18 protein-coding genes are annotated in these 15868 nt (G+C 37.2%); 12 read left to right on the top strand and 6 right to left on the bottom strand.

All coding sequences use genetic code 11. The annotated features are described in order from the left end of the window. The 7 genes from AC1M9B_RS07730 (at position 1) to AC1M9B_RS07700 (ending at position 7069) form a co-directional block, all read left to right on the top strand. Entirely contained in the window at positions 1-591 is a 591-nt protein-coding gene (locus tag AC1M9B_RS07730) for a LemA family protein (protein ID WP_481592271.1), read from the top strand. Between the two features lie 24 nt (positions 592-615). Further along, positions 616-1686, top strand: coding sequence for a TPM domain-containing protein (locus AC1M9B_RS07725; protein ID WP_481608902.1), 1071 nt, complete (start codon positions 616-618; stop codon positions 1684-1686). Beyond that, entirely contained in the window at positions 1680-2240 is a 561-nt protein-coding gene (locus AC1M9B_RS07720; RefSeq protein WP_481608901.1) for a TPM domain-containing protein, read from the top strand. Before AC1M9B_RS07725 ends, AC1M9B_RS07720 begins: the two co-directional genes overlap by 7 nt. Before the next feature lie 182 nt (positions 2241-2422). Then, positions 2423-2869 carry a pilin gene (locus tag AC1M9B_RS07715; protein ID WP_481608900.1) on the top strand — a complete coding sequence of 149 codons (447 nt, stop codon included), beginning with the start codon at positions 2423-2425 and terminating at the stop codon, positions 2867-2869. A gap of 43 nt (positions 2870-2912) precedes the next feature. Next, entirely contained in the window at positions 2913-4244 is a 1332-nt protein-coding gene (locus tag AC1M9B_RS07710) for a sulfatase-like hydrolase/transferase (protein ID WP_481608899.1), read from the top strand. After that, on the top strand, positions 4241-5428 hold the full coding sequence (locus AC1M9B_RS07705; RefSeq protein WP_481608898.1) for an O-antigen ligase family protein: 1188 nt from the start codon (positions 4241-4243) through the stop codon (positions 5426-5428). The genes AC1M9B_RS07710 and AC1M9B_RS07705 overlap by 4 nt, the downstream gene beginning before the upstream one ends. A gap of 12 nt (positions 5429-5440) precedes the next feature. Beyond that, the gene (locus AC1M9B_RS07700; protein ID WP_481608897.1) at positions 5441-7069 is read left to right on the top strand and encodes a PglL family O-oligosaccharyltransferase; all 1629 of its coding nucleotides are present in this window, start codon (positions 5441-5443) and stop codon (positions 7067-7069) included. 36 nt (positions 7070-7105) lie between these two features. On the opposite strand, the gene bfr is transcribed toward AC1M9B_RS07700, so the two are convergent. From bfr to gmk, 6 genes are all read right to left on the bottom strand, one after another. Further along, on the bottom strand, positions 7106-7570 hold the full coding sequence (bfr, locus tag AC1M9B_RS07695; RefSeq protein ID WP_481608896.1) for a heteropolymeric bacterioferritin subunit Bfr: 465 nt from the start codon (positions 7568-7570) through the stop codon (positions 7106-7108). Between the two features lie 229 nt (positions 7571-7799). Next, positions 7800-7994, bottom strand: coding sequence for a bacterioferritin-associated ferredoxin (locus tag AC1M9B_RS07690; protein WP_035264349.1), 195 nt, complete (start codon positions 7992-7994; stop codon positions 7800-7802). Between the two features lie 153 nt (positions 7995-8147). Further along, a complete protein-coding gene (locus AC1M9B_RS07685) occupies positions 8148-8531 on the bottom strand; it encodes a RidA family protein (RefSeq protein ID WP_035264336.1) in 384 nt (127 codons plus the stop codon). A 76-nt stretch (positions 8532-8607) separates the two neighbouring features. After that, positions 8608-10710, bottom strand: coding sequence for a RelA/SpoT family protein (locus AC1M9B_RS07680; protein WP_481608895.1), 2103 nt, complete (start codon positions 10708-10710; stop codon positions 8608-8610). Positions 10711-10914: 204 nt separating this feature from the next. Beyond that, positions 10915-11196 (bottom strand): DNA-directed RNA polymerase subunit omega, encoded by a 282-nt coding sequence (rpoZ, locus tag AC1M9B_RS07675; protein WP_035264331.1) that lies wholly within the window; start codon positions 11194-11196, stop codon positions 10915-10917. A gap of 75 nt (positions 11197-11271) precedes the next feature. Then, positions 11272-11892, bottom strand: coding sequence for a guanylate kinase (gmk, locus tag AC1M9B_RS07670; RefSeq protein ID WP_035264330.1), 621 nt, complete (start codon positions 11890-11892; stop codon positions 11272-11274). Between the two features lie 134 nt (positions 11893-12026). Here gmk and ispH point away from each other — a divergent pair, with 134 nt between their 5' ends. The 5 genes from ispH (at position 12027) to AC1M9B_RS07645 (ending at position 15857) form a co-directional block, all read left to right on the top strand. Next, entirely contained in the window at positions 12027-12977 is a 951-nt protein-coding gene (gene ispH / locus AC1M9B_RS07665; RefSeq protein WP_092766665.1) for a 4-hydroxy-3-methylbut-2-enyl diphosphate reductase, read from the top strand. A gap of 153 nt (positions 12978-13130) precedes the next feature. Further along, the gene (locus AC1M9B_RS07660; protein ID WP_481607265.1) at positions 13131-13562 is read left to right on the top strand and encodes a pilus assembly FimT family protein; all 432 of its coding nucleotides are present in this window, start codon (positions 13131-13133) and stop codon (positions 13560-13562) included. Next, positions 13562-14080: a type IV pilus modification protein PilV gene (pilV, locus tag AC1M9B_RS07655; RefSeq protein WP_228143086.1), complete on the top strand. Its 519-nt coding sequence runs from the start codon at positions 13562-13564 to the stop codon at positions 14078-14080. Before AC1M9B_RS07660 ends, pilV begins: the two co-directional genes overlap by 1 nt. Beyond that, complete coding sequence (locus tag AC1M9B_RS07650; RefSeq protein WP_481607266.1) at positions 14080-15117, top strand: PilW family protein; 1038 nt, start codon at positions 14080-14082, stop codon at positions 15115-15117. Before pilV ends, AC1M9B_RS07650 begins: the two co-directional genes overlap by 1 nt. Then, positions 15114-15857, top strand: a complete 744-nt coding sequence (locus AC1M9B_RS07645) for a pilus assembly protein PilX (RefSeq protein ID WP_481608894.1) — start codon at positions 15114-15116, stop codon at positions 15855-15857. Before AC1M9B_RS07650 ends, AC1M9B_RS07645 begins: the two co-directional genes overlap by 4 nt. Positions 15858-15868 lie beyond the last annotated feature (11 nt).

Below are 15868 nucleotides of genomic sequence, written 5' to 3'. Positions count from 1 at the left end.
ATGCAAACTTTAAAAAAATCAGCTGTTGTGCTCGCATTATCAAGTACCTTGCTTTTTACAGGTTGTGGGTACAATACACTTCAAGCGAAAGATGAAGCCGTGACTGCATCATGGTCTGAGGTACAAAACCAATACCAGCGTCGAGCAGACCTTGTTCCGAATTTGGTGAATGTAGTTAAAGGATATGCAAAACATGAAGAACAAGTTTTAACTGAAGTCACAGAGGCACGTGCAAATGTTGCAGGGCTCAAAGTTGATAAAGAAGTCCTTGAAAATCCTGAACTATTCAAGCGTTATCAAGAAGCGCAATCGCAAATGACAAGTGCATTATCACGTTTGCTGGCAGTGACTGAAAACTATCCAGATCTTAAAGCGAATGAGCAATTCCGTGATTTGCAGGTACAATTAGAGGGTACAGAAAACCGTATAGCAGTTGCGCGTAATCGCTATATTTCTACCGTCCAAGATTACAACACCTATGTTCGTCAATTCCCACAAGTTGTAACTGCGAAAGTCATTGGCATGGATGCAAAAGAAAACTTTAGTGCTGAAGCGAGTGCACAAAAGACACCTAATGTTTCTTTTGATTAAATCAATGATTATAAGTTGATGAATATGAGCATGAGAACTCAGCATCTTAGACAAAATAGTATGAAATTGATTTCATGGCTATTTGTCTTTGTGATGACCTGTACATTGCAAACGGTTCATGCAGAATCTGCAACAGCAGTAGATCATGAGTCTGACGCGATTGTGCTGGGAAAAGTGATTCAATCCAACTCAACAAATCCATCAACAAGTGCTCAGCAAAATAAACCAACACCAGTATCTCCAGTTACTGTCTCAAATGATATGCAGGAAGGAGACACACAACGTCAACTTCCTACATTAAATGAACCTGTGATAGATCAGGCGAATATACTTTCTCCTCAAGAAAAGTCAGAACTCGATACAATAATTCGTGGTCTGTATAACGAGGGTAAGGCTCAAATTGGGATCGTCATCGTTCCAACAACTGGTCAGGAAGGTATCTTTGATTTTGCAATGCGGACTGCACAGACTTGGGGGTTAGGTTCTGCTCAACAAGATAATGGTTTATTAATCGCAGTGGCAATTAATGATCGAAGATTACATATCGCAACAGGCTATGGATTGGAAGGTGTGATTCCAGATATCGTTGCGAGTCGAATCATTCGCGAACAAATCACCCCTTATTTTAAAGCCAATGAATTTGGACAGGGTTTAATTGCAGGGGTTAGAGAAATTGAACGAATTGTTAACCTTGATCCTGAAATTGCCCAACAGGCTGCTGAAGAGCTGAAACTTAGACAAGAACAAGCCTTAAAAGCGCAATATGCAAAGGAAAAGACATTTAACACGGTATTATTTATTTTAATCGCTGGTGTGATTGGTTCTTTTATTATTGGTAATCGTTTAAGTGCTTCGGTCGCGGGCGTTACTGCTTTTGCTGCGAGTATGATTTATGGTTCAGGGATTTTAATCAGCTTGATTGTGGGTATTGGAATTTTCTTTTTATTATTTACATCAATCGCACAGTTGATTTTCCAAGCATTTTTATCTGGCGGAGGACGCGGCGGCAGTGGCGGTCGAGGCGGATTTGGCGGTGGTGGATTTAGTGGCGGTGGTGGTGGCTTTGGTGGGGGAGGTGCGTCAGGCTCATGGTAACAAAAACTGAAACGACAGAAATTATCACTGAACCTAAGTTGCAACAAACATCTCAACCGAGCTTCAAGCGCTGGATTAGGCACTTTTGTTATTTGCCTGCATCTAAACGTTATTTTTCCAAAATGGATCAAAATGCGATTGCAGAGGCAGTGAAACAAGCGGAGCAAGGTCATGTTGGAGAGATCCAAGTGGTCATAGAGGGATATATTCCATGTGCCTTGGCTTATTCAATGAATACTCGTCAGCGAGCAGAACAACTTTTTGCTGAATTAGGTGTATGGGATACAGAGTTTAATAGTGGTGTGCTGATATATTTAAATCTATGTGAGCAGAAAGTTGAAATTGTGATTGATCGTGGGATTCAAAAGGCCACAACGCAACAAGATTGGCAAGCAATCTGTGATCACATGATTAATGAGCTAAAAAATAAAAATTATAAACAGGGTGTTATTGTTGGCGTGATGGAAGTCGGCGAAATTTTGAATCGTTTTTATGATGATAAAGTGCAAGATTTGGAAAATGAGCTCAGTAATCAGCCAATTATTTTAAATTGATTTAAGAAAAGTGACAAAAAATGTCACTTTTTTACATAAATTAACATTAAAAATAAATTTGAAAAATATTTATTGGCAACTTTGAAGCGTTATCAGAAAATAGCATCAGTTAGTTAGCAACAACAAAATCTATATTGGGGATAGGTTGTTAACTTTGAACTTAAAAAATTAGGAGAGATGTTATGAACGCTCAAAAAGGTTTTACTTTAATCGAGTTAATGATTGTTGTTGCAATTATCGGTATTCTTGCTGCGATTGCGATTCCTGCTTACCAGAACTATATCGCTAAATCTCAAGTGAGTGAAGGTTTAACGCTTGCTGGTGGTCTAAAAACTGCAATTCAAACAAATTTACAGAGCAATACTTGTTTCGCTAATGGTTCAGATGAAGCAGGTACACAAGACTCAATTAAAGGTAAGTATGGTATCGCTACAATTACTAAAGCGGATGGTGATGATTTAGTTTGTGGTATCAATTATAAATTTAACGGTACTGGTGTCTCTAGTAAAGTAGCAAATTCAGAGCTGAATCTTACTGTTAACGACAATGGTGTTATGACAGTTGCTGATGGTACAACCGAAACTCTTAAAGAATTTTTACCACAGTCTTTAACAGTTTCTGGTTCATAATTTAAATTGAATAAAAAAGAGGATTTTAAATCCTCTTTTTTATATGAAAATTATTTATATTCTTCTCGCCAACTTTGCCCTTGTTGCACTTGCAAGTTACTTGGGGGTAGGGCGACCATTGATTAATTACGATTACTTATTAGTCGTAATCATCTTTTTATTTTTAAAGAATAGATTTCTAGCTGTAATGCTATTTACAATTTGTATTTTCATAGATGGTTTGAATATATTCTTTCAAATATTTCCTATTATTCATCTATCCGATATTATCTACCTACTTAAATTTATACCAGAAATAGATCATACTAAAAAAATAATAATTTCGTTTGGATTAATATTTCTGTTCATATATCTGTTTTTTTTGTGGAAATTTTTAGAAAAATTTTCGATTTCCAAAAAATACTTTTCCTATGGAGTCATTATTGTAATCTTACTTTCAATACTACAGAGTTTTTATATTGCCAATGGTGAGCGAGCATGGCGTATTGGTGAATCTAAATATTTTGATTCACAAATTTATAATTTCACAAAATTTAGAAATATAGATTTTATAAAAAAATTTCAAACTTCAGAAACAGCTTTGGGAGACAGATATTCTTTTTCAACTGGTTATGATGAAGTATTAAGAATTGAAAATCCTAAAAAAATTTTATTTATTGTAAATGAATCATGGGGAGTCACCTCAGATGAAATTCAAGAAGATTTGTTGCATGAAATTTTGAACAATAAACGGTTTAAATTGCTCAAACAGTCTGAAGTTAGTACAGATGGGTTTACCGTCAATGCTGAAATTAGAGAGTTATGCGGTCTATATCTGAATAATTTTAATCTCAAAAAACAAAAAAATGGATTTGAACAGTGTCTACCTCATATTTTGAGTAAAAGGGGATTTCATACACTGGGTGTTCATGGTGCTGCGAGCACCATGTATGAGAGGAAAGACTGGTATCCAAAATTAGGTTTCAAGGAATCTCTATTTTATGAAAATTTTTTAAACTTAAATTCGCGTTGCTATTCATTTCCAGGATTGTGCGATCGAGATTTGATGCAAGTTATTAGAAATAAACTCATGAATCACGATCAAATTTTTCTTTATTGGCTTACGTTGAATACGCATCTTTCATATGACTTGAGAGATCTTAAAAATGATCAATTTGATTGCGAGCGATTTTTAATCGATGGAAAATCCTCTTTATGCCGAAATTTAAAATTACAGAAGCAGTTTTTTTCAAATATAGATGAATTGCTAATTCAATCACAACTTAGTGGAACAATGATCATAATTGTGGGGGATCATGTGCCACCGTTGCTCGAAAATAATGAAATCAAATTTAAAGATGCTAAAGTTCCAATGATCGTGGGGTATATAGAGTGACGAATTTAAAAACACATAATAATGTCTTTTTGTTTTTTTTATTTTTTATTATAGGGTTTAGTAGTGTTTCTTATAGCCTTATCAATAATTTAGTGATTACTTTTATTTTGGGTGTGGCATTATTATTTGTTTTATTGAAATTTAAACTTGAATATTTTAGCTTCGAAAAGAAAAGATCACTGTTTTATTTTTTTTTATTGTTTCTAGTTTTTGGAGTTTCTCTCTATCTCTCACCTTATCAAAATGAGCACATGTTGTATCGTTATTTTGGAGTGGTCTTAAGTATTATTTTTGGAATATTTGGATACTTTAACTACAAGAATAAAGGCTTTGATCTGATTTTTATCAGCCAAATTTTGAGTCTAATCGGTTTCCTTCATTGTACAGTTTTAATATTTTATTGGTTTACTGTTCCGAGTCCAGCTGATTACGATTGGATATGGGATATGCCTTTTTTTTCAAACATCAGACATATTGCGGATTATCTGTCCATTTGTTTTTTGGCTTCATTTATTTTGCTGTTGAATAAAAAAATGAAGCTTGGTTTTATATATTATATTTTTTCAGTTGTTTTACTTTCTGTGATTATTTGGACTGGAGCTCGGGCAGCTTATTTAAGTGTCGCTTTAGCCCTTATATTTTTAGTTTTAAATGATATTAAGACTATAAAAAAATTAATTATGGTTTTAGTTCCATCAGTCATCTTGCCACTGTTTTTTAAAACAAATTTACCTGGTTTAGGTATGGGGCGATCATTTGATGTGGTTGGCAAGTCGGTTAATAGCTATACCTCAGGCCGGGTAGAGTTATATCAAACAATATTAAGCAAGTTTTCTGAAAGTCCGTTATGGGGCTTGGGTCCTGAGGCTGTGAGAAATATTGCGATTCCGCATGCAGGAGATGTGTTTGCCCAAGCACATAATCTGATTTTACAAATATTGCTTGAGTTTGGGCTCATCGGTTTTATTCTTATTTCAATTATTTTTGTGAAACCACTAATTCGTATTGCTAAATTTGAAAAGAACTATGAATTTATAATTTTGACGAGTTTTGTTATCAATATATGCGTCGCTGCTATGTTCAATGGGGGATTCTATTACATCGTGACTTTACATATTTTTTGTTTCTTTTATGGCGCACTGTTGGCGAATTTAGATTCGAAAAGTACAATTACAATTTCTTAATTACATATTTGTATGCTGAACTTATTTGCATGTTTGCTATTTTTAGCGTTAGCTTGGCTGCTACCATACCATCGTTCTCCTTGGCCAACCTTCGGTTCAGAAGTATTGACGTTTATCGCAGTCTCTTTTTTATTGCTATATTTAGCAAAATCTAAAGTAAAAATCGCAAAACCACAGCTTTATTTATTGCCATTTCTAAGTATTCCACTTATTCAATTTATTTTCGGACAGAACATCTATTTCAGCAATGCTTTATTTAGTTTTGCTTATATTCTGTTCTTTATGTTGATGGTGATTGCTGGATATCAACTTTGCCTCGAGCAGAAAAAGAGAGAGCAAGTATTTAAAATTACCTGTTTAACATTTGTTTCAGTCGGAGTTATCTCAGCTGTATTTGCGGTGCTTCAATGGCTCCAGCTAAATTGGATTTTTGGTGATCTTATTTACCCGCTAAAGGGAAATAGACCTTACGCCAATTTAGCTCAACCCAATAACTTAGGGACTTTACTTTTTTTAGGGCTACTGAGTTCGCTCTATCTATTTGAAAAACGATTACTTTCCAATCTTTATCTTATACCAATCGCGTTTGTTATTTTATTGGGAATTGTTTTAGCACAATCTCGAACAAGCATTATCGTTTGTGCTTTTATCGTGATCTATTGGTTAATCAAACAATTCAAAAAACAGAATCGATTTTCATTGACCCATTTAGCTTTTTGGTTAGGTGTATTTGTACTCTTAACACTGAATTTAACGACGATCAACCAGTTGATTTTTTCTATTGGTGATTCAGCTTCAGTCGTGCAAAGTTCCGCAGCAAACCGTGCTGTCCAAGGTATGGGTGATATTCGCCTTGATATGTGGCAACAAATGATAGCTGCGATTCTGCATCAACCATGGTGGGGGTATGGATGGAATCAAACAGGCTTAGCACAATACTATATTACCGATACCTTCCAAGTTTCACTTTGGTATAAAAGTGCACACAACATGATTCTAGACTTATTGGTTTGGAATGGTTTGATTTTAGGTGGGTTTATTCTTCTGTACTTTACAGCTTGGCTACTTTGGCTCAATAAAGGGGTGAAGGATAATATCTCGATCATTGCAACATTAATGGTATGTGCAATCCTCATTCATGGCATGTTAGAGTTTCCTTTGCATTATGCTTATTTTCTACTTCCAGCAGGTTTCTTACTGGGCATCATTCAGGCGCAATATAAAAATTTGCCTTCAGTAAAAATGAATGGTCGAGTGTTCGCAGTGATTGCTCTTATCACGATTGTGGGGGCTTTAGTTACGACACGGGATTATTTTTTATATAAAGAGCAAAGTGTACTCGCATCAAAGACTGAAGCTTTAACAGTAGATCAACAACACACCATGCAAAAGCAAATTTGGTTGATTACCCAATTTAAAGAGCGCGTGTGGTGGATCGGATTAGATCCTAAAACTGAAATGACAGAACAACAACTTGCTGATCTAGAGCGAATGGTTGCAAACTTGGCATCAAAATATGATTTACATAAGTATGCACAAGTATTGGCTTTTAATGGTATGGAGCAAGAAGCGAAGCATCAACTATGGATTTTAGAAACATTGCATAAGCAACATATTGAGTATGATGACTTATTGAAATAAAAAAATCCCCGAAAGGGGATTTTTTTATTTCAATCATTAAATTTGGCTTTGAATATAATTCTCTACACCAACTTGATTGACAAGATCGAGTTGAGTGGTCGCCCAATCTAAATACTCTTCTTCTTTTTCTAAAATCTCTTGTACTAAATCACGCGTAACGTAATCGAGTTGTTCTTCTGCTAATTTCACAGCAGTTTGTATCGTTTCAATGTTTTCTTTTACTTTCCGAACATCGCATTGCAGCACTTCGATTGTGTGTTGACCAATATAGAGCTTACCCAGATGTTGAAGATTTGGAAGACCTTCTAAAAATAAAATGCGTTCAATGATTTTATCTGCATGCTTCATTTGGCGGATAGATTCTTTATATTCCGCTGAACCGAGTTGTTCGATGCCCCAATCATTAAACATGCGTGAATGTAAAAAATATTGGTTGATGGCTGTAAGATGGTGGTAAAGCACCTGATTTAACTGATGAATAACGTCACGGTTGCCTTTCATGATCTTAGCTCCAAACTCAAAATTCAGCCTATCATAGAAGGCTATCGATAGAGATTATCTTAACCCAACTTGCTAAAGTCTGACGAGTAATTTATTGAACAGCAAATGAAAATCGCAATCAAATACACTTTTTCAAAAAATAACCCCGCTGAGTCAAAGCGGGGGGAGAAATTGGAAATCTGAATTATAGTTATAGAATGAGTTCTTATTATTTTTAGCACATTCTGAATTAAGCGGCGATTGAAATTCTGGCAGCTATTTCAGCAAGTTCTTCATTAATAATACTGCGTGCTTCAGGAACACAGCGTCCGCAACAAGTGCCTAGATCAAGCAAGTCACGAATTTCACGATAAGATTCAGCGCCATTTGCCATAGCATCTTTAATATCTTGATCTGTAATTCCACGACATAAACAAACGTACATTTCTGCTCAACCACAAGGATAAATGCGATAGTTGATATTATTGATAATTATTATCGTTTGTCAATGAAATTCATTTAAAAATGCTGTTTAATTCATCGATTTTCTAGATAAAAAAATACCACCTCATAGGTGGTATTTTTTAAGATATTGAAATTATTTAGAAATAATCACAACACCATCCATTTCAACCAGTGCTCCTTTAGGTAAACTTGCAACGCCTAATGCTGCACGCGCTGGATACGGCTGAGCGAAATATTCACCCATAATTTGGTTTACCAATTGAAAGTGAGATAAATCAGTGAGGAAAATATTCAGTTTGGCAATATCAGCTAAAGAACCACCAGCAGCTTCACAAACTGCTTTTAGATTATCAAATACACGACGAATTTGAGCTTCAATGCCCTCAACCAATTCCATGCTATATGGATCTAATCCAATTTGTCCTGAAAGATAAAGTGTATCGCCGACAAGAATGGCTTGAGAGTAAGTACCAATTGCAGCAGGTGCATTTTCAGTATGAATGACTTGGCGGGACATCTATTTCTCCATTATTCAAATCTAGCTTCATCATAAAGGATGAACACTATAGGTGAAAGCTCTAATCTGTATTTGTTTAGCAGGCTTGTGAGACTTCTTCAACTGCAAGAGGAGCTGACATGCGTGAAATACGCGGAAAACCAAATTGCATGCGGAGTTCACGAATGATTTGCGCAATTTGCTGACGACTATGAACAACAATACTCAGATAGGTTTTTGATTCGTATTGTCGAACGGACTCGATTCCGATTTTTGATTTACGACAGATATAAATCAGTTGTGAAATTTGCTCATCACTTAATAATAGATCGATACACAAGTAAGCATTGAAGTTGATTTCTGATTCACCTTCATCTTTCCAGTGCAACGGCATAATATTTTCAGGGTGTAACTGTTGTTCGTGTAGAAGGTTCTTACAGCGAGCACGGTGAACAATAAGACCGCGGCGAGATAAATGTCCCTGAATAGGATCGCCTAGCACTGCATTACAACAATGGGCATATTTTACATCTACACCATCAGTACCTAAGATCAGGCGACTTGATGCTTGATCTTGATGATGATCTTGAGCAAAGAGATGGTTCGCCACAAGTTGTGGGAGCAAATCACCTACAGCAATTTGTTCAAAAAGTTGATTCTTGCTTGGAATATGGCGCCATTGTAATAGTTCAGTCCAATTTTGATCGGTTAGATCATGAATAGAGGTATTAAATAACTTTAATGCACGATTTAAGGCTTGTTGACCGACAAGGCGCTGTTCATCAATATCTTGATCTCGCAAAATATTTTGAATAGAGCGTCTGGCTTTTTGAGTGTTGATAAAGCTCAGCCAATCCGGGTTGGGTGAAGCGAGAACATCTGTAATCACCTCAATGACTTGACCACTTGAGAGTGGTGTAGAAAGCGGTTTGATTTCACCATCAATTTTACAACCGACTGCATGGTTACCTAGGAATAAGCTCGCAGAGTAAGCGAAATCTACTGCTGTCGCTCCTTGTGGTAACTCATGTAAGTGACCTTGAGGAGTATAGACCCATATTTTTTCTTGATGTAGATAATCTAATAGATCATTAAACGTGGTCTTTGCACAGTCGCCACCGACTAAGGTGTGCAAATTTTGCATAGATGCTTGAATGGCAGATCGGCATGTTTGAGGAGCATTTTCACCTAATACCACTCCAAATCGCGCAGCCTTACGCATAAGTTCAGTTTGTATGGTGAGCGAAAGCGTTGTTTTCTCGCCTTTCAAACGCAGCATCAAGGATTGATTGCCACCAGGGAGAGGGCGGCGGATATGATCTTGGTAATTTAAAACTTGGAAGTTATCTTTTAACAACTCAACTAAACGATCGCAATCGGCAATGGTCTGTAGAACGATTTCAAACGCATGACTATGTGTGAGTTCTTGAAGGTTAATTTCGTTTTTAACAAAGTGGCGTAGCAATTCAATGTTATTGTTTTTCTTTTTGATCCGCCCGGGAATATTGAAGTTTTCCAAGAGATCGCTCAAATGCTTTTCCCAAATGGCTTGGTATTTACAGCGTTGAGGTTTGGTTTGCGCCAAAGCATCTTGTACATCATTGAACATATCTAAATCAAGATTTTGATAGCAGAGGTGTTCAAGATTGTCAGCCATTTCATTCATGCCGACCAAACGTGCCATTGGCACGAATATATCAAAAGTTTCTTGTGCAATACGGGCACGTTTATCTGGTCTTAAAGCTTCCAAAGTCGTCATATTATGGTAACGGTCTGAAAGTTTAATGATGATCACACGAGGATCTTGTAACGTGGCTTGTAGGATTTTTCGGAATGAGGCTGCTTTATTATATTCTTTGTCACTAGAGTGGCTTAATTTCGTAACACCATCGACCAGCTCAGCCACTGTTTTGCCAAATTTTTCAGTAATGTCTTCTTTGCTAAAGTCGGTATCTTCAATAACATCGTGCAGTAGTGCTGCCATTAACGTTTCTGGGTCTAGGCGCATATGCGCCAGAATACAACTTACGGCTATCGGATGCAGAATATAGGGTTCACCGCTTTTGCGTGTAATACCATCATGCGCCATGTCAGCATAATCGCAGGCCACAAGTACTCTGTCGACGTCCTTTTCAGATAAATACGCGTCGATGATGACTTTTAGCTGTTGCTTAGCTTGGCTGACCAATGGGCCTGGCATACTACACCTTTGAATCCGTGGAAGAGAGTAAAAAGTAAAAGACTTTACTAAAAATTCATATTGCTACAATGCTCTATTTTTAAATAGAGAATAGCTCTAATTTTTTTAACAAATTTTTTCAATTTTGTCGAATCATTCTCTAAAAAAATTCAATAAAAAAGCCTAGTCACTGGACTAGGCTCTTTTAAATGCAGGTCTTAAAGCTTATTGGAAAGAAAAACCATCTAAGTTTAAGTTATTTGCAGAAAGTGCTAAATCTAAGCTAGACGTTTGATAATCTTGCTCACGCTGTTTCAAGATATCTTTAGTGACATGACCTTCAGCGATTTCACGTAAAGCAACCACTGTTGGTTTGTCATTGTCCCATTCTACAGTTGGTTCGATACCTTGACGAGCAAGTTGACGCGCGCGTTTGCTTGCCACTAGTACAAGCTCAAAGCGGTTGTCTACATGGTCTAAACAATCTTCAACGGTTACGCGTGCCATAAGAGTTCTCGTATGTATGAAATTTTTTAACAGACTGCGCAGTATAAAATGCTTTGTCTATAGACTCAAGTTTAATCACGAATTCGGTGTGATTAATTTTTGAATTAAATCTTTATGTCGGTGAGCCTGTTGTGATAATGAAAGACGGTTCGCATTAATGACAGACTCAAGATCATGTAAAGCTTTATTAAAATCATCATTCAGGATGATGTAATCAAAGTTTACGTACTGTTGCATATCTTCTACTGCACAACTTAAGCGATGTTCAATCACTTCAACAGAATCTGTACCGCGGTTTGATAGGCGTTGGCGAAGATCAAATTGAGTAGGTGGAAGAATGAAAATTTGTTTTGATTCAGGAAAAAGTTTGCGAACCTGTTCTGCACCTTGCCAATCAATTTCAAGTAAAACATCATGACCCTTTGCAAGTTGTTCTTTTACAGTCGCTTGTGAAGTGCCGTAGTAGTTACCGAAAACTTCCGCATATTCGATGAAACCACCTTGATTCACTTGCTCAATGAAAGATTCTTTGCTGGTAAAGTGATAATGCACACCATCTAATTCACCAGGGCGTTGACCTCGAGTAGTGTGTGAAACAGAAACGTGTAAATTGCTTACGCGCTCAAGTAGGGCTTTAACTAATGATGTTTTGCCAGTTCCAGAAGCAGCTGAAACGACAAACAAGAGACCCGACATGATATTTTTCCTGATATGATAAAATATCTTCTCTATTTTAGAGCAGAGTGCTTTTAAACTAAATAGCAATTCGCATTTGTTTTAAAAAATATTCTGATTCATTGACCAAATTTTAGCGATCGTTTGAGGGTCTTATGGAAATTGTTTTAGCTAATCCACGTGGTTTCTGTGCTGGTGTAGACCGCGCTATTGCGATCGTTAATCGTGCACTTGAAAGCTTTAATCCTCCGATTTACGTTCGTCATGAAGTGGTACATAACAAATTTGTTGTGGACGATTTACGCCAACGTGGTGCAATTTTTGTAGATGAATTAGATGAAGTTCCTGATGACAATATTGTGATTTTTAGTGCACATGGTGTATCAAAAGCTGTACAACAAGAAGCTGAGCGCCGTGGATTAAAAGTATTTGATGCCACATGTCCTCTCGTGACAAAAGTGCATATCGAAGTAACAAAATATGCGCGTGAAGGGATTGAAGCCATTCTGATTGGTCATGAAGGGCATCCAGAAGTTGAAGGCACCATGGGTCAATATGATCTGAAAAATGGTGGTGCAATTTATCTGGTTGAAGATGAAGATGATGTTGCTGCTTTACAGGTGAATAATCCTAATAAGTTAGCATTTGTCACTCAAACGACACTTTCAATTGATGATACTGCAAAGGTCATTGATGCTTTACGTGCTAAATTTCCAGCCATCCAAGGGCCACGTAAAGATGATATCTGTTATGCAACTCAAAACCGTCAAGATGCGGTCCGTGATTTAGCGACTCAATGTGATGTCGTTTTAGTGGTTGGTTCTCCAAACTCCTCGAACTCTAATCGTCTTCGAGAATTGGCAGAGCGAATGGGTAAGCATGCTTATCTCGTAGATAATGCGGATGAGCTAAAAAAAGAATGGTTTGCTGAAACCACTAAAATCGGTGTTACTGCAGGTGCTTCAGCACCTGAAATTTTGATTAAACAAGTGATTCAGCGTCTACAAGATTGGGGCGCTACGTCACCACAGGAATTAAATGGGCGAGAAGAGAACATAACCTTTAGCTTGCCTAAAGAATTGAGAATTCAAGTTACTCAAGCTTAATAATGAATTATCAATGACATAGCAGGATAAGTGAACAGATTGCAAAATCGTGATCTTATCCTCATTTTCATACCATTTGTCATAACTGTGTTGGTTTTATAATTATAAAATATTACTTTTGTAACATTAATAAATAAATACAAAAGTTTGAATATGAAAGACTTACAACGGGGCTTTACCATTATTGAGCTGCTGATTACCACAATTGTGCTATCAATCACAGCAACCATGGCTATTCCATCTTTTAAAAATCTTGTTGCGCAATATCGCCTAAATTCAGATGTGCGTGAATTATCAAGCGTGCTGATGATGGCGCGTAATCAAGCAACATTGTTAAGAAAAGATGTGACTGTAGATCTTCAGTCGAATCAATCAGATAGCAATACAATCTTTCATTGGACACCCAAAGAGCAAAATAAATTGACTTCATCACAAGAAAAAGTCACATTCTGGATGGATGGGGGAATTTCTGACTTTACATCTGACATAAATTTTTCTATTTGTAATAAGGTGTTAGGTGTTTCTAAAACGATAGCAATTACAAGAATGGGAACACAATATTTAAAAGCAGAGGGGACATGCTAATGCGTGCTGCGCAACAGGGGGTAGGAATGATTGAAATTCTAGTTGCCTTATTGGTTTTGGCCATTGGGGTATTGGGGTTTTCATTTTTACAAATGCGCGCAATTGATGCTTCACATGAAGCAATGTCTAAATTACAAGCCATGAATTTAGCGCGTGACTTATCTGAGAAGATACGTGCGAACTCAAATGCTTATACTCAGTATCAAGCCAGAATAAATGCAGAAACACAAACAACTACAGCCAAATCATGTGTGCAAAAAGGAACGACGAATCCATGTGTTCAAGCAGCCGATTTTGCCCATTATGATGCTGCCCAGATAATAAAAAATGCCAATGGTCTTGGTATGAGTATCAAAATGCCGAATTGCCAAGTCAGTAATAATTTGCAATCTCGCCGATGCATTTACGTAGCCTGGGGAAAAACAAAACCTATCGATGATGCTTCTGCAAAAGATGCATGTACCCATGGTGGAAGTTATTTACCAAAAGCGCAATGCATCGTTATGGAGCTTTATTGATGCAGCATCTTAGGTATACACAAAAAGGTTTGACGCTAGTCGAGCTTATGATCGCTTTGGTGCTTGGATTATTGATTACCGCTGCTGCGGTACATCTGTTTTTTACAGGGCAGATGGGATTCACGATGCAGAAAGGGATGTCGGAGGTTCAAGATAACGGCAACTTTGGTCTGCGCTTTCTTACTTATGAAATTCGTAAAGCAAATTATGGTCAAGTAAATATCATTAATGATCGTTTGACGCATGGTGGCATTGTTATCACTTCAGCTCAGTCTCCAGTGGTGCCTACATCTGGTGATTTGGCATTTAATGCGACCAATATTCCTGTCAATATTTCACGAAATATTCCAAATACGGAGGTTGTGCCTGTATCGCAATCTGGTATGCCGAGTAATATAGAGTTGGTTTCAGCTGAATCTTCACAACCTGCTCAAGCGGGAATGAGCGACCAATTGGTCATGCAGTTTTATGCTGATACACAAGGTGTGGATTGTGAAGGTAATAATTACGATGCTGGACGATATATTGTTCAACGTTTTTTTCTACGTAAAGATGCAAATGCAAATATTCAAAAAGAACCACACGATGCATTGGTCTTGGCCTGTGAAGCAGGGTGGTACACGCGTAACAGCACTCAAATTTTAAAAAATTTTAATAATAAAAAGACTGTCTTTGGAACAACGAATGGTGAAATTTTGATGCATCGTGTTGATCACTTTCACTATCTGTTGGGGATTTCTAATGACGATAATACGGCACAGCAAAGATATATAAGTATTGAAGATTATAAAAAGCTCAATGTTTATCCACGTCCACGCATTAATTCAATACAGGTCGGTTTATTAGTAAGGTCATCTGAGAATGTAGGTCAAAATCAAGCAATTTCTCCTCATCAAGAATTTGAAGTTCTTGATCAAAAAGTAAAATTAAAAAAAGCACAAAAAACCGTCGCGACTAAATTTATTCGACAAGTCATTACACAAACGATCGCGATTCGAAATGGTATGAGTGTGATGGATTCAGCGGAGGGCTTATGATTCAACATCAACGTGGTGCAACGCTGATTGTGGTACTGATTATGTTAGTTCTGCTCACCATTATTGGTACTTGGGCGATTCGACAAAGTATGGTGAGTTTGAATATCACCACCAACAGCCAAGCGCAACAATTGTTAATGCAATCTTCCGATACTGTTTTTTATCGATTGGGGCATGGCGGCTATGCTGCCTCCAGTGGTAACCCTCTGAACTTAATTGGTTACTCGATTCAGAATGAAGGTAACGAAGTCGTATTCTGTTTTAGAAACCAATCCAATAGTGCGATGTTTAATGTTTCCAACAGTAGTGTATTGCGTTGGAATGAAGCAATGAGTGATGTCTCAGTCGATGGTGTTTCTGGGTTTTGTTCCTTATCAAATGATGGGGATTATGCCAGTGCTCGTAAGGCGCAATTAACTCAGGTGTCTGTAATCGTAAGCCCTCCATCAGACAGTGATCATGATATCCCACTTTCAAACGCAAACGTTGGAACTGACACTGAAAGTATAGGACAACCTTCTGATACTAAAAAAATAACAGTCTATTCAACATCGCTCTTACCCGCATTGTCTTCGACAGATTTAACGGATGAAATCCATCTTTGTTTGCGCCGACCACATACAGCACCATTGGTGGGTAATGCACAAACCATTTCGTCCTGTTTAAAGGAAATTGGTGTGCCGTATAACACCCAAATTCAAAGTTACATTTTTGATGCTTATCAGCGCGCTGAATCTTAATGGGGATGTGT

Source organism: Acinetobacter sp. ANC_7513 (assembly GCF_056779915.1).
This window is presented reverse-complemented; position numbering and strand designations above follow the sequence as displayed.